Source organism: Acinetobacter tianfuensis, from assembly GCF_003611465.1.
Classification (GTDB): Bacteria; Pseudomonadota; Gammaproteobacteria; order Pseudomonadales; family Moraxellaceae; genus Acinetobacter; species Acinetobacter tianfuensis.
On the sequence record NZ_RAXV01000037.1, the window covers coordinates 25,568 to 37,636 of the forward strand.

The 12,069-nt window shown below is 38.0% G+C and carries 14 protein-coding genes and 1 pseudogene; 9 read left to right on the forward strand and 6 right to left on the reverse strand.

The window, feature by feature from the left end; translation table 11 throughout:
- Positions 1 to 2: 2 nt before the first annotated feature.
- Positions 3 to 635, forward strand: a complete 633-nt coding sequence (locus D7V32_RS14370) for a glutathione S-transferase family protein (protein ID WP_120403530.1) — start codon at positions 3 to 5, stop codon at positions 633 to 635.
- A gap of 24 nt (positions 636 to 659) precedes the next feature.
- On the opposite strand, the gene D7V32_RS14375 is transcribed toward D7V32_RS14370, so the two are convergent.
- A complete protein-coding gene (locus D7V32_RS14375) occupies positions 660 to 1,859 on the reverse strand; it encodes a GGDEF domain-containing protein (protein ID WP_171407679.1) in 1,200 nt (399 codons plus the stop codon).
- Positions 1,860 to 2,119: 260 nt separating this feature from the next.
- Between D7V32_RS14375 and D7V32_RS14380 the strand changes: the two genes are divergently transcribed.
- The gene (locus tag D7V32_RS14380; protein ID WP_120403531.1) at positions 2,120 to 2,686 is read left to right on the forward strand and encodes an FMN-dependent NADH-azoreductase; all 567 of its coding nucleotides are present in this window, start codon (positions 2,120 to 2,122) and stop codon (positions 2,684 to 2,686) included.
- 103 nt (positions 2,687 to 2,789) lie between these two features.
- Here the strand turns inward: D7V32_RS14380 and D7V32_RS14385 are convergent, their stop codons facing one another.
- Entirely contained in the window at positions 2,790 to 3,701 is a 912-nt protein-coding gene (locus D7V32_RS14385; protein ID WP_120403532.1) for an alpha/beta hydrolase, read from the reverse strand.
- A gap of 153 nt (positions 3,702 to 3,854) precedes the next feature.
- Here D7V32_RS14385 and D7V32_RS14390 point away from each other — a divergent pair, with 153 nt between their 5' ends.
- A complete protein-coding gene (locus D7V32_RS14390) occupies positions 3,855 to 4,292 on the forward strand; it encodes a DUF2147 domain-containing protein (protein WP_120403541.1) in 438 nt (145 codons plus the stop codon).
- A gap of 96 nt (positions 4,293 to 4,388) precedes the next feature.
- On the opposite strand, the gene D7V32_RS14395 is transcribed toward D7V32_RS14390, so the two are convergent.
- Both D7V32_RS14395 and D7V32_RS14400 read right to left on the reverse strand, forming a co-directional pair.
- Positions 4,389 to 4,736, reverse strand: a complete 348-nt coding sequence (locus D7V32_RS14395) for a Spx/MgsR family RNA polymerase-binding regulatory protein (RefSeq protein ID WP_120403533.1) — start codon at positions 4,734 to 4,736, stop codon at positions 4,389 to 4,391.
- Positions 4,737 to 5,234: 498 nt separating this feature from the next.
- A complete protein-coding gene (locus tag D7V32_RS14400; protein ID WP_120403534.1) occupies positions 5,235 to 6,053 on the reverse strand; it encodes an exodeoxyribonuclease III in 819 nt (272 codons plus the stop codon).
- 39 nt (positions 6,054 to 6,092) lie between these two features.
- On the opposite strand from D7V32_RS14400, the gene pyrE reads away from it, so the two are divergent.
- The gene (gene pyrE, locus D7V32_RS14405) at positions 6,093 to 6,743 is read left to right on the forward strand and encodes an orotate phosphoribosyltransferase (protein ID WP_120403535.1); all 651 of its coding nucleotides are present in this window, start codon (positions 6,093 to 6,095) and stop codon (positions 6,741 to 6,743) included.
- 241 nt (positions 6,744 to 6,984) lie between these two features.
- On the opposite strand, the gene D7V32_RS14410 is transcribed toward pyrE, so the two are convergent.
- Together D7V32_RS14410 and D7V32_RS14415 are read right to left on the reverse strand one after the other, a co-directional pair.
- Positions 6,985 to 7,695 (reverse strand): MAE_28990/MAE_18760 family HEPN-like nuclease, encoded by a 711-nt coding sequence (locus D7V32_RS14410; protein ID WP_120403536.1) that lies wholly within the window; start codon positions 7,693 to 7,695, stop codon positions 6,985 to 6,987.
- On the reverse strand, positions 7,692 to 8,831 hold the full coding sequence (locus D7V32_RS14415; protein ID WP_120403537.1) for a DUF262 domain-containing protein: 1,140 nt from the start codon (positions 8,829 to 8,831) through the stop codon (positions 7,692 to 7,694). The genes D7V32_RS14410 and D7V32_RS14415 overlap by 4 nt, the downstream gene beginning before the upstream one ends.
- 385 nt (positions 8,832 to 9,216) lie before the next feature.
- On the opposite strand from D7V32_RS14415, the gene D7V32_RS14420 reads away from it, so the two are divergent.
- The 5 genes and pseudogenes from D7V32_RS14420 to D7V32_RS14440 all read left to right on the forward strand — a co-directional run.
- Complete coding sequence (locus tag D7V32_RS14420) at positions 9,217 to 9,504, forward strand: BrnT family toxin (RefSeq protein WP_004884492.1); 288 nt, start codon at positions 9,217 to 9,219, stop codon at positions 9,502 to 9,504.
- Positions 9,491 to 9,805 (forward strand): BrnA antitoxin family protein, encoded by a 315-nt coding sequence (locus D7V32_RS14425; RefSeq protein ID WP_120403538.1) that lies wholly within the window; start codon positions 9,491 to 9,493, stop codon positions 9,803 to 9,805. Before D7V32_RS14420 ends, D7V32_RS14425 begins: the two co-directional genes overlap by 14 nt.
- A 111-nt stretch (positions 9,806 to 9,916) precedes the next feature.
- Positions 9,917 to 10,945 carry a hypothetical protein gene (locus D7V32_RS17475; protein ID WP_213072555.1) on the forward strand — a complete coding sequence of 343 codons (1,029 nt, stop codon included), beginning with the start codon at positions 9,917 to 9,919 and terminating at the stop codon, positions 10,943 to 10,945.
- 637 nt (positions 10,946 to 11,582) lie between these two features.
- Positions 11,583 to 11,939, forward strand: a complete 357-nt coding sequence (locus tag D7V32_RS14435) for a type II toxin-antitoxin system RelE/ParE family toxin (protein ID WP_092818271.1) — start codon at positions 11,583 to 11,585, stop codon at positions 11,937 to 11,939.
- Positions 11,932 to 12,069: pseudogene (locus D7V32_RS14440) on the forward strand (transcriptional regulator); the annotation flags it as partial. The gene D7V32_RS14435 and the pseudogene D7V32_RS14440, both read left to right, overlap by 8 nt.

Here is a 12,069-nt window from a genome sequence, read left to right on the forward strand (position 1 = left end):
GCATGCGTCTTTATATTGGCAATAAAAATTTATCCAGCTGGTCGATGCGGGCATGGCTGGTCTGTACAGCATTTGATTTGCCTTTCGAGGAAATTGTGGTGCCATTTTCTCAAGCGCCAGATTGCAGCTTTCAGCAAACGATGCAGCGCATCCACCCGAATGGAAAAGTGCCTGCGCTGCAGGATGGCGATGTGCTGGTCTGGGATTCTTTGGCGATCTGTGAATATTTGGCGGAACGCTTTCCAGAGAAAGCCCTATACCCGAAAGATGCGCAGCAGCGGGTGCGGGCGCGCTGCATCAGTGCAGAAATGCACAGCAGTTTTATGCAGCTGCGCCAGCTGTGCGGTATGAATATCAAAGCAGACTTGCGGGAGGCTGGGGCAGGCTTATGGGCGGAGCATGAAGGCTTGCGCAAAGAGATGCAGCGCATTGAACAGATTTGGGCTGGACGTCCGCAGTCAGATGGTTTTTTATGCGGCAATTTTTCAATTGCAGATGCCTTTTATGCCCCAGTGATTATGCGTATTCAAAGCTATGGCCTGCCGCTAAGTCAAGATGCACAGCGCTATATGCAGACTATGCTGACGCATTCTTCAGTGCAGGCATGGGTTTTGGGCGCGCAAGCAGAGATTTAAATAAAACCGCAAGCCAGCTATGAGTTAATGTACTGGCGCCGGCTGATGCTGAGTCATGGTATTAAATGCTTTCACGCGGTTGCGCCCGCAAGCTTTGGCTTCATACAGCGCTTTATCTGCTTGACTGAGCAGCTGCTGAGGCCGTTTGTCTGCATTGGATATCGCAATGCCAAAACTGGCTGTGACACGAATCGGAATGCCTTCATCACTGAAAATTTCTAAGTCTTGTATCGCAGCGCGGCAGCGTTCAGCTGCTTGCTTGGCCTGTTCCAAAGACGATTGATATAAAATTAAAATAAACTCTTCCCCGCCAAAACGCCCAACGATATCAGTTGTACGCAGATGTTTATGCAGCACCTCTGCAACGCGGATCAGGGTTTCATCACCTTTATGGTGGCCATAACCATCATTGATATATTTGAAATGGTCTAAATCCAGCAGCACTAGCGCATAATTTTCCTCATGCTGCAGCGCAATTTCATCTAGGCATTGATTAATGCGGCGCCGATTAAAAGTATTGGTCAGGGGGTCAATCTGACTCAGTTTTTGGATTAGATTTTCGCGGTGCCGCCATTGACTGAGCAGAATCTCAAACAGCGCCAGACAGGTCAGCAGGATCGGCGCAATGAAAAAGGCCATAGACAGCAGCCAAAAGGCATTGCTGTAGTTGTTATCGTTTTGAACAAACACGGGTGCATATTCAATATAGCCCAAATAGCTCAGTACAGTGCAGCCAGTTAAATATAAGGTTGCTGGAATGAATGCAACATACACAATTAAACGCGGGAACAGGACGAGGCCTACAGTGACTAAACTGACGTATGAGATCATTGTTGCAGGACTGAGCACCCCAATAATATAGCCGTCACGGCATAGGGAGATGACAAAAAGGCCGACAGAAATATAAGGCAATATCACCTGTGCCCAGCGCTTATGTGCCCAAGCATAACAAGGGTAAATTATGGCCAGCATAAGAACTAAGAATACAATATTCAGGCCGAGCTGCTGCTTAAGCAAAGGCAACTCTACCCATTGCCAAAGTTCAGGCATGAGCAGCACAAATGACTTCCAAATGATCCAAGTGACATGAACAGCAGAACCTAAAACCAGCATCAAAATGCATTTTTTCAGAATATTCCAGTTCATGACCACTTCATTTTCAAGCAAATACTGAGTGATCTTGTATTTCTGCAGTCCGTGACGCGCAGATGAAATTTTATTCATTATAAAATATTGGCCTTTTGCTTGGTCCTGAATTTTTTTCTTAAAGTTTATGTAGATATCTCTTTAAATTTTAAAATAGCATAAATTTTATTGAACATCTAATAGCCAATTTTTATTTTTGGTCTAAAAAGAAATATCTTGAAAGCTGATTCATTTGTTCTATTTTTAAGACACTATGTCTTAATTTGCCAGATTATCCTATTCATCAAAAGTCATTATAATAAGCAGCATTCAAGTTATTTAGTCTATTAGGTTCTCTCATGAAAATTTTACATATTGACTCGAGCATCATGGGTGATGCATCTATTTCCCGTAAACTTAGCCAAGCGCTGGTGCAGCAGCTGCAAACGAAGCATGCAGATGCGCAAGTGGATTACCTGGATTTAGCAGCGGCGCCAATTCCGCATCTAAGCGCAGAAATTTTAATGGGTCAAAATGTAGAACAAAGTGAACTTGGTGAGCAGCTGGTGCAGCAGTATTTAGATGCGGACATTGTGGTTGTCGGCGCAGCGATGTACAACTTTGGTTTGTCATCTGCACTGAAAGCATGGATTGACCGTATCAGTGTTGCTGGCCGTACATTCAAATATACAGAAAAGGGCCCAGTTGGTTTGGCTGGCGATAAAAAAGCATATATCGTCAGCAGCCGCGGCGGTGTATACGGTGAAAACAGCCCATTCGATTTCCAAGAAGGCTTGTTAAAAACAGTATTCGGCTTCACTGGCGTTACTGATGTCAGCATTATTCGTGCTGAAGGTGTAAACATGGGTGAAGAAGCCAAAGAAAAAGGTATGACTGAAGCGCTTGCACAAATTCAAGCTGCTTAATTTGAGCATATGTTCTTGATGCAAAAAAGGCCTGTATAACAGGCCTTTTTTATTGCTATTCAACTGGCTGATGATCAGAGCTTTAGTTTGAAAAAGAAAGCGCTTAGTCTCGATCTAAGCGGTGGGCAAAATCAGACAAGTCGCTTAAAGCTTGTTTCGCTTCATCAAACCATGCGCTGAACATTTGAAAGTTATGCCACATGCCAGTATAGATTTTAAACTCTACATCTACTTTGGCTTGTTCAGCCTTTTCTTTAAAGCGCTGTGCATCATCCAGCAGAATTTCTTTAGATCCTGCCTGAATATGCACAGGGGGCAAACCTTTCAAGTCGGCAAAAAAAGGTGAAAGATTGGGATCTGAACGGTCTGTATTTTTAGGCACATAATAAAAAATACCTGTTTCCAAAGCTTCTATCGACAGCAGGGCATCATGCTTTTGATTATAGCGCAGTGATTCGCTGGTCAGGGTTAAGTCTAAGAAGGGCGACAGCAAGATAAGTCCGCTGGCTTGCGGCATTTGCTCCTGCCGAATGCGAAGCGCTAAAGCTAAGGCTAAATTTGCGCCGCATGAATCTCCTGACAAAATAATATCTTTGGCTTGGATACCTTGGTCCAATAGCTGGCAGTACACATCAAAAACAGCATCTAAAGCATCTGGATAGGGATTTTCAGGCGCTAAAGGATAATCTACATGCAGGACTTGCATTTGGGTGCGGGCTGCAACTTGCGTCAAAAAGGCGCGGTGAGTTTTCATTGAGCCGAGAAAGAATGCACCGCCATAAATATGGAAGATCAGCTGTGTTGACTGCTGCTGGGGCTTCAGCTCTTCAGCGCGCAGGCCTGCAATACGCAGCGGGCGGATGATAATGTCTTTATTTTGGGGAATGAGTTTTGCCAGCTGCTCTAAAGAAAAACGCAGCGCATTTGGCGGTAGATTGAGGCGGCTCGGTGCGCGAAGTGCAGTTTTTAGAAAACGTTCTGTGATGAGCTGTTTAGTCAGCGGCGATATAGTCATATTCTTCCTGTATTCTTATCGTTTTAGCGCAGGCTGGGATATTTACCAAGTCTAGTTACAAGGTTACACTAAACAGCTGCATTTAAAAGTTGAAAATTTGTTGCGGCGCAAAATACTATGAAGCGTCTAATATCAGACCAGGGAATGAAAAAAATGAAAAAAATTGCACTTGCATTAGGATTGCTAGGCCTAACCGCGTTAGCGAATGCAGCAGACCCGTTAAATGGCACAACATGGAAAACCATTGATGACAAAACAAAACAGCCAAAAGCAATTGTAAAGTTTACTGAACAAAAGAATGGCACGCTGACTGCGAGCATTCAGTCAATTTTGACTGTGGGTGAAGAAAATGCTTGTACAAAATGTGAAGGTCCATACCATAACAAATCGTTGAAAGGCTTACGTATTGTCAGCGGTCTGAAAAATGTCGGCGGCAACAGCTATGAAAATGGTTCAATTTTAGACCCGCAATCTGGCAAAACTTACAAATTGAAAGGTGAGCTTGCAAATGGCGGTAAAAAATTAGAGCTTCGCGGCTATATTGGTGTTGCTGCATTAGGCCGTAACCAAACTTGGATCCGCGCTAACTAATTTTAAGTTGAATGCAGCATCTAATAGCTGCATTTAAAAAAAGCCTGATGTAAGTCAGGCTTTTTTTATTGCTTAGATTTTTAAAATCATGACATATTATTTTAGCGCGCGGTAAGCTGCTTCATCAAAACCGACAATTAAACCTTGTTCTGTTTGCAGTACTGGGCGTTTGATCATGCTGCTGTGCGCAGTCAGCGCCGCTGTTAAATTTTCTGGGCTAGCCAAAGCCTGCTGCTGTTCGTCTTCAGTCAGTTTTTTCCAAGTGGTGCCTTTCTTATTTAAAATCACATCGGCACCTTTGGCATCTAGCCATGCAGCAACACTGGCAGCATCAATCCCTTGTTTTTTATAGTCATGAAATTCATAAGCAAGACCAAGTTCATTCAGCAGGTCAAACGCTTTTTTCATGGTGCTGCAATTTTTAATGCCGTAAATTTTAAGCATAAAGATATTTTCCTAAAGAGATATATGGAATGCTGTTAGCTTAGCGAATTCTGCTGCAAAGCACTATGTGCAGCATGAAAGACATGCGGCTGTCATACTTTTGACACACAGCATAGCTAAAATGACGTTATAAAAAGAAGATCAATAAAAAATACAGATTCAAAAATATATTCAGCGTGAGAAGTAAAAATGCCCCGGCTGCAGGGTGAAAAACAAAAAAGCAGTTTTTAGAAAAGAGAAAACCCGCATTTAATCATCCTGATCATGCGGGTCTCATTACAACGTCCATTGTCACATCCTTGAAAACGGATTAAATCATTTAACCTGTTTTATTTACTTCCTGCAGCGTCCAATCCTTTTGCGTCATCCTGACATGTCCCTTTGCTGTGTCGCTATATTGCGCTCATCTGTATAAGAGATAAACCTGCAAAAAACGCCAGTAAATGTAAGAAATTAGCGTTAATTCAGTGAACATGTGTTCACTGAGGTGGTTTAAAATTATAGCTTGTAGTCAATAATGACAGGTGCGTGGTCACTGAACCACGTTTCTTTATAAACCCAAGCATTTACGGTACGTTCTTTCCAATCTGGTGAGCAGGCTTGGTAATCAATACGCCAGCCTACGTTCTTGGCGCGGGCTTGTCCTCGGTTTGACCACCAAGAATAGAGTTCAGCTTCTTTGCGTACTTCACGGAAGGTATCGACATAGCCAAGATCATCATAAATATGATCGAGCCATGCACGTTCATGCGGCAAGCAGCCCGAAGCTTTTTGGTTGCCTGACCAGTTTTTAATATCAATACGTTTATGCACGATATTGTAGTCGCCGCAGACAATTACAGATTTTTCTTCTTCACGCCATTGTTTCAGAATTTGTTTGTATTCATTTAAAAATAAGTCTTTACGGGCCTGTGCTTCGTCACCAGATGAACCTGACGGTAAGTACAGTGAACAGATGTGCGCAGTTTTGCCTAAACCTAAATCGAATTCAGCCGAAATAAAGCGCCCTTGGCTGTCTGCCAGTTCAAAGCCTAAACCGTTGCTGACAGAAAGGAATGGCAGGCGGCTGTAAATGGCTGTGCCTGCATAGCCTGGGCGTTCAGCCGGGAACAGGTGCGTAAACCAGCCTTCAGGTTTAAATTTGTCTGTCCATTGTTCATGGGTAATGCGAGATTCCTGCATACAGATGACATCTGCTTCTGATGCCGCAATCCAATCAAAAATCCCCTTTTTTTCTGCTGAGCGCAGGCCATTTACGTTAATTGAGACCACGCGTAAAATTTTTTGATCACTTGGATAGCTACTCTTTGGTATCATACTCAGGTTTAACCTCAAATTTGAAATATGGAGCACCTCATGACAGCGCAAGCGGCATTTAATCCACAAGCTTTTATCGAACTCGCATTATCACGCGGTGTGCTTAAATTTGGTGAGTTTACTTTAAAATCGGGCCGTGTGAGTCCTTATTTTTTTAATGCAGGCCTGCTAAATGACGGAGAAGCCTTGTCGTTATTGGCTTCTGGCTATGCAGATAAATTAACACAGTGCGATAACGTAGAAGTCGTTTTTGGCCCAGCATATAAGGGCATTCCATTTGTAGCAGCTACAGCTGTGGCGTTGTCTCAAAACCACGGTGTGAGTGTGCCTTGGGGCTTTAACCGCAAAGAAGCCAAAGACCATGGTGAGGGCGGTGTGCTTGTCGGCGCTTCAGTGGAAGGCAAAAAAGTCTGGATCATTGATGATGTGATCACTGCGGGTACAGCCATTCGTGAAGTTGTAACCATTCTGAAAAATGCTGGCGCGCAAATTGCGGGCGTATTGGTTGCGCTAGACCGCCAAGAAAAAGGTCAAGGTGACTTGTCTGCAATCCAAGAAGTGCAAAAAGAGCTAGAAATTCCAGTTCATGCTCTGATTACCATGAAAGATTTGATGGATTATTTAGATGCAAAAGGCGAGAAAGAAGCTTTAGCGAAAATGGAAGCGTACCGTGTGAAATACGGTATCTAAGCTGAGCCGTGAACTTTAAGAAGGAAGCGAAAGCTTCCTTTTTTGTATTTACATGAATGTGAATTATGCAATTGATCTAATGAAAGCCGTGAAACTATGAGTGATTTTTATGCGTGGAACGTGAATAATCAATAAAAAAAGCCCAATCGGAGATGATTGGGCTTTTTGCTATACGATAAAGATATGAATTATAAGAAATAAAAAAAAGTATTTCGTATAACGCGTATTATGTTAATTTTAGCTATTCTTCACCATTATTAGCTTCTAAGTAATTCTCTCTCTCTATATATTCCTTTACTTGAGAAAGTAGACTATCAAAATAGATAAAAACTTTTTCTTTTAAATCTTTTAACTGTTGGATCGTTAAGGTTCGCCCATATTCTTCAAATGTAAGTTCTCCATGAGCTAATTTATTTCGACCATCTTTAATGGTTTTTAAGCCCCCTTCATCCTTTAATATATTTATTCCATAATGCTGAAAAACTTTTCTTGCCTCTCTAGAATCTAAATTTCCGCTATACAAAGAATAGAATTCTGATAACTTTTTATAAGTTAAACCCATTTTTTTAGTATTTGCTAATAATAAAAAAATTTCTTGTATATGAGGTGCTGAATTTTTAAAATTCATTTTTTCAACAACATTTGAATAATACATAATTATTGTATTTCTAATATCAGAGTTTAAATCAAAAAAACTAATATTATTCCTTATGATTTCATCATGAATCTTAGAAATTAAATTTGTAATGACAGACTCTATAAAATTGTATAATAGTATTATACAACTAGATTTTTGTACCGTAGATATACCTATAGGTAATGTATATCTAGAATCCTCACCTAAATTTATATCATTTATAATTAGCTCATTAAACTCAAGTCTTTCCAAGAAGTGAAAAAAGTTAGATATGCTCTCTTTTTTATCATCAACCTCTCTAATTAATATATTCATTTATAATTTTCTTCTAATAAACGTACTACGAATGAAACTCTTCCATTTAGCTTATTCCTTTTATGTAATTGATTTCCATTAATTAATTTTTTAAATTCGTATGAATTTAAGCCTTTAAAAATTTCTTCCTTATCAAATTTTTTATAGTCAATTTGTGAATGAGTTTCTATAAATTGTCCCACCCCTATAGAAATAGCTTCAAAAACAGATCGTTTTGTATGTGGATTATGACCTAATCTAAATCCATATATAAAAACGTTATCAACTAAATCTATAACATTAGATATCATGTTCTTATATTTTGTTAATTCATTCTCTAAATCTTTAGCATTCATTTTTTCAAAAGAATTATTTTTCTTATCTAAATATTCATCTAAATGCTTTGAAACCCCTATTTTTTCTAAACCAATAGAAAATTGCTTATTTTCAGATAATGCAAAAAACCTTAATAACAATTCTTCTCTTTCTTGTCTTTTTTCTAACCATCTTTCAAGAGGAGTTAATTCTACATATTTATCATTTTTGGCATAACTATAAAGAAAATCATTAAACTTTCCTTTATATATTCCTTTTCTACTTTCCATCGGTTTAAGAAGATCACTTCCCTTGTTGATACGTTCAAACATATCTTTTTTTACATCATCTGTCGTTTCTTCAGATAAAACGATTAAACGTAAAGCTGTACTTAAAAATTTTCCTTTTCTAGAAGCTTCTAAATCATTAAATTGATAATTATTAAGTAGTTTTAATGATTCAAGATTCTTTAAGCTTAAATTGTTTTTCACAAAATTATATAATGTACGAATACGTTGAGAACCATCAACAACCTCCCAAGAGCTATTAGAATTTTCAGCTACGAAAATAAAGGGAATTGGCAGACCAAGAACTATAGATTCAATAAGCTTGGATTGCCTATTTTCATCCCAAGTAAAATCTCTTTGATATTCAGGTATATAGATTAGATTATAGGATTGAGGCTTTCTACCTTCTAAATTTGTCTCAGAATCCCAGAACTCATCTAAACTATCCTGATACTTATTTATAATTTGCTCTACAGTTAAATCCCTGATGTCATATCTTACAGTTTTTCTTTTGGTATAGATTTCTTCTTCTACTTTATTTATATCAGCTTTCATCTTGATCTCAATGCACGTAAATAATTAAATAATATAATAAAAATATATCTTTTGAAAGATTATATATGATATGTAATTCCATATGATTACTTAACATAAAATTTCTTTATTGAAATTTCAAAACTAGAATTTTCCACTAAATCACTGTCCATTTAACATAATGGTGGTTATACGCAATACACTTGTATATTAATATAAATATCAAACACTTAATAAAAGCAGAAAAATCCAAAAATGCACAAAAAGCCGACTTGGAAACAAGTCGGCTTTTTTATGAGCGGTTTTGATACTTCTTGCCAATAAATCTGACTAAAAATTACGCTTTTCAGCTTGAGTGATACAATTTTGTGATACATTATTGTATATACAAATTTGAATGTTTTTTATGGAACAGTATTTCGAATGGGATGAGGCAAAGAATCGAAAGAATCAGAAAAAGCACGATGTCTCTTTCGAAACAGCAAGCCTTGTTTTTGATGATCCATTAAGGATCTCAATCCAAGACAGACATACCGATGGTGAAGAACGTTGGCAAACCATTGGAAAAGTAAAAGGCGTACTAATGCTCTTAGTAGCTCACACCATCTTTGATGAAGATGACTGTGAAATCATACGAATCATTAGTGCAAGACAAGTAACTAAGGCGGAGCGAGATAGATATGAGCATGGTTAGATACTCACGCAAAGAACTGAATGAAAAATTCAGCGACAAGCAAGATGCTGAAATTCAACGCTTGCTTGCTAAGGGAACGGTTGCTGACGATCAGCTAGATCTCTCAGATATACCTGAAATTACCGACTGGAGTAATGCTGTACGCCACAATCAATTCTATCGTCCAGTAAAGCAACAAACTTCAATTCGGTTAGATGCTGATGTGCTTGCTTGGTTCAAAGCACAGGGAAAAGGTTATCAAACACGTATGAATGAAATCTTACGGGATGCTATGCTCAAAGAATTAAAAAATCATCAATAAAAATGGGAGCTTAGGCTCCCATTTTTGAATTCGTATAAGGTGTATTATGTTAATTGTAGAAATAATTAAAGGTTCACTTGAGCCAATTCACTCTCATCTAAGGTTTTTTTAATGAATGATTCCTATGAAATTCCTGTTGACGAAATTCCTCTAGCCGAATCCGTATTTATTACAGGCCATCTAACTCCTTATCATCATAGATGGTGGAAAGATCTTACTAAAGGTGGTTTCAAAAAAGTTATTAAAAATGAGAGTAGAGAGGCTTTTAAAATAAATGTAAAAGCTTATCACACTGCATTTGCAGGGCAGCCACTATCTCAAAGAACGTCTGAATTATTCGATGATGTTGTTGATTATCCAGAAAAGTTAAGAATAGACTCTCAGTTTCTTCAAACACTTAAATTACTAAAACTATATCCTAATGATAATTTTCCTGAATGGAATCAACATGTTGAAATCTACAATATTTTAGAAAAAAATAATTTTCCTCTAGGTAATGTAGTTGAAATGTACCTTTTTCTTAAAGAGAGCTTCTTTATTGGGGATTATAAAAACTTAATCAGTTTAGATTTACTGAAGCACCGAGACTTCAATATATTTCTAATTTTATTTCATCTTGATTCTTTAATCTTTAAGGACAATTTTTTCAGCGTATCCCTTTATAAACATTTACTTCTGGGAAAAATAAAAGGAAAAAGAAAATCATCTAACCATCTATTTTGGAATTTAGTGAAGGTGATCTCATGTATGGAATCTAATAAAAAGAAATATACATCTTTTGATATGTCTAAAAAGGTTCCAAAAGATGAAGAAAGCTTCTCTTTGATAGATGAATCACAAGCTGAACGTATCAAATATGCCGTAAGACAACTTAAAGAAGGAAAAAAAAATTTTTTCTTGTTAAGTCATTTTTATCAAATGGTAGGTGCAAAAACCTTACATGAAGACACTACTTGTTTTAACGGCTTTTCATTAACTGGCTTATGGCTAATTTATTTATATGTTCCACTTTTGATAAGACCAGGTTCCGAAATATTAAAAATTTCAGAAAATGAGTTAGACATGCTTTTTGCTGCTTTTAATAATAAAAATAAATCAGAAAGCACTAATTGTTGGCCTTCTGATTTATTTGACTATTAATGACTGTTATTTACTACGAGGTGGATTATTGTCACGTCCACCACCTGAGGGATTACCAGTAGTACTTGGCCAACCTGCTTTGCTCATAGATTTCATCCTTATTTAGATTTAGAAGGCTTGTGGTTCGGATTTAACTGATTAGCGTGATTATTTTGATTTTGTGTATGCTGTACATTATTAGGGTTTTTTACTATAGATCGTTGATCATTAGGGCTTTTTGACATAGCAATCTCCTTTGTATAATTGCGTTTTAGTAAGATTATTATTTAAGAATTACATGATCAGATATATGCGAAAAAAACGAAATTTGTATATTTTTTAACCTAAGAGTTTATTTATTCTTGGACCAGTTTTTAGCCAATCTTGTACGTATATGCTCACATCAATTCCAGCCCTTTGCGCCTATACGACCTAGCTGCAATTTCCTATGATGAACTCATCGGGAACAGGAAGTTCCATACAAGAATAACAAGAGATAAGCACAAGGACTGTAAGGTACGACAGGAGTTATACCGAGCGAACCAATACGAAAAACCCCGGCAGGATGCCGGGGTTTTTTATTGCCTATCATTTCTCATTTGCAAAACAAGAATAATGCTCCTAAAATATAGACTATAATCTATATTTTGGTTGTGGTATGTGGACAGTCATTACGACAGATCTATTTAATCAGTGGCTTGAACAGCAAGACGAATCAACACAAGAGAAGGTTCTGGCTGCCCTGGTTGTTCTACAGCAGCAAGGACCAAGTTTAGGCCGCCCTTTAGTAGATACCGTCTATGACTCTAAATTTACCAACATGAAAGAGCTCCGTGTTCAACATCGAGGTAAACCACTGAGAGCTTTCTTCGCATTCGATCCATTACGTCAGGCCATTGTGCTATGTATTGCTGATAAAGGCGGTAAAAAACGATTCTATACAGAGATGCTGGCAATTGCAGACCAACAATATGAACTTCATCTCTCAACATTAGGAGAACAATCTAATGGCTAAAACTTTGCAAGAATTATTAGCTAATCGCTCTCCAGAGAGCCAAGCCCGTATTCAAAAAATGGCAGATGAATTACTGCTAGAAAATCAGCTTCATCTTATTCGTGAAGAACTCGAAATTTCTCAAAAAGAG

Excerpts from the sequence above, each read along its gene's own strand:
- D7V32_RS14370 (WP_120403530.1), top strand. The coding sequence starts at position 3 with ATGCGTCTTTATATTGGCAATAAAAATTTATCCAGCTGGTCGATGCGG.
- D7V32_RS14375 (WP_171407679.1), bottom strand. The coding sequence starts at position 1,859 with ATGAATAAAATTTCATCTGCGCGTCACGGACTGCAGAAATACAAGATC.
- D7V32_RS14380 (WP_120403531.1), top strand. The coding sequence starts at position 2,120 with ATGAAAATTTTACATATTGACTCGAGCATCATGGGTGATGCATCTATT.
- D7V32_RS14385 (WP_120403532.1), bottom strand. The coding sequence starts at position 3,701 with ATGACTATATCGCCGCTGACTAAACAGCTCATCACAGAACGTTTTCTA.
- D7V32_RS14390 (WP_120403541.1), top strand. The coding sequence starts at position 3,855 with ATGAAAAAAATTGCACTTGCATTAGGATTGCTAGGCCTAACCGCGTTA.
- D7V32_RS14395 (WP_120403533.1), bottom strand. The coding sequence starts at position 4,736 with ATGCTTAAAATTTACGGCATTAAAAATTGCAGCACCATGAAAAAAGCG.
- D7V32_RS14400 (WP_120403534.1), bottom strand. The coding sequence starts at position 6,053 with ATGATACCAAAGAGTAGCTATCCAAGTGATCAAAAAATTTTACGCGTG.
- pyrE (WP_120403535.1), top strand. The coding sequence starts at position 6,093 with ATGACAGCGCAAGCGGCATTTAATCCACAAGCTTTTATCGAACTCGCA.
- D7V32_RS14410 (WP_120403536.1), bottom strand. The coding sequence starts at position 7,695 with ATGAATATATTAATTAGAGAGGTTGATGATAAAAAAGAGAGCATATCT.
- D7V32_RS14415 (WP_120403537.1), bottom strand. The coding sequence starts at position 8,831 with ATGAAAGCTGATATAAATAAAGTAGAAGAAGAAATCTATACCAAAAGA.
- D7V32_RS14420 (WP_004884492.1), top strand. The coding sequence starts at position 9,217 with ATGGAACAGTATTTCGAATGGGATGAGGCAAAGAATCGAAAGAATCAG.
- D7V32_RS14425 (WP_120403538.1), top strand. The coding sequence starts at position 9,491 with ATGAGCATGGTTAGATACTCACGCAAAGAACTGAATGAAAAATTCAGC.
- D7V32_RS17475 (WP_213072555.1), top strand. The coding sequence starts at position 9,917 with ATGAATGATTCCTATGAAATTCCTGTTGACGAAATTCCTCTAGCCGAA.
- D7V32_RS14435 (WP_092818271.1), top strand. The coding sequence starts at position 11,583 with ATGTGGACAGTCATTACGACAGATCTATTTAATCAGTGGCTTGAACAG.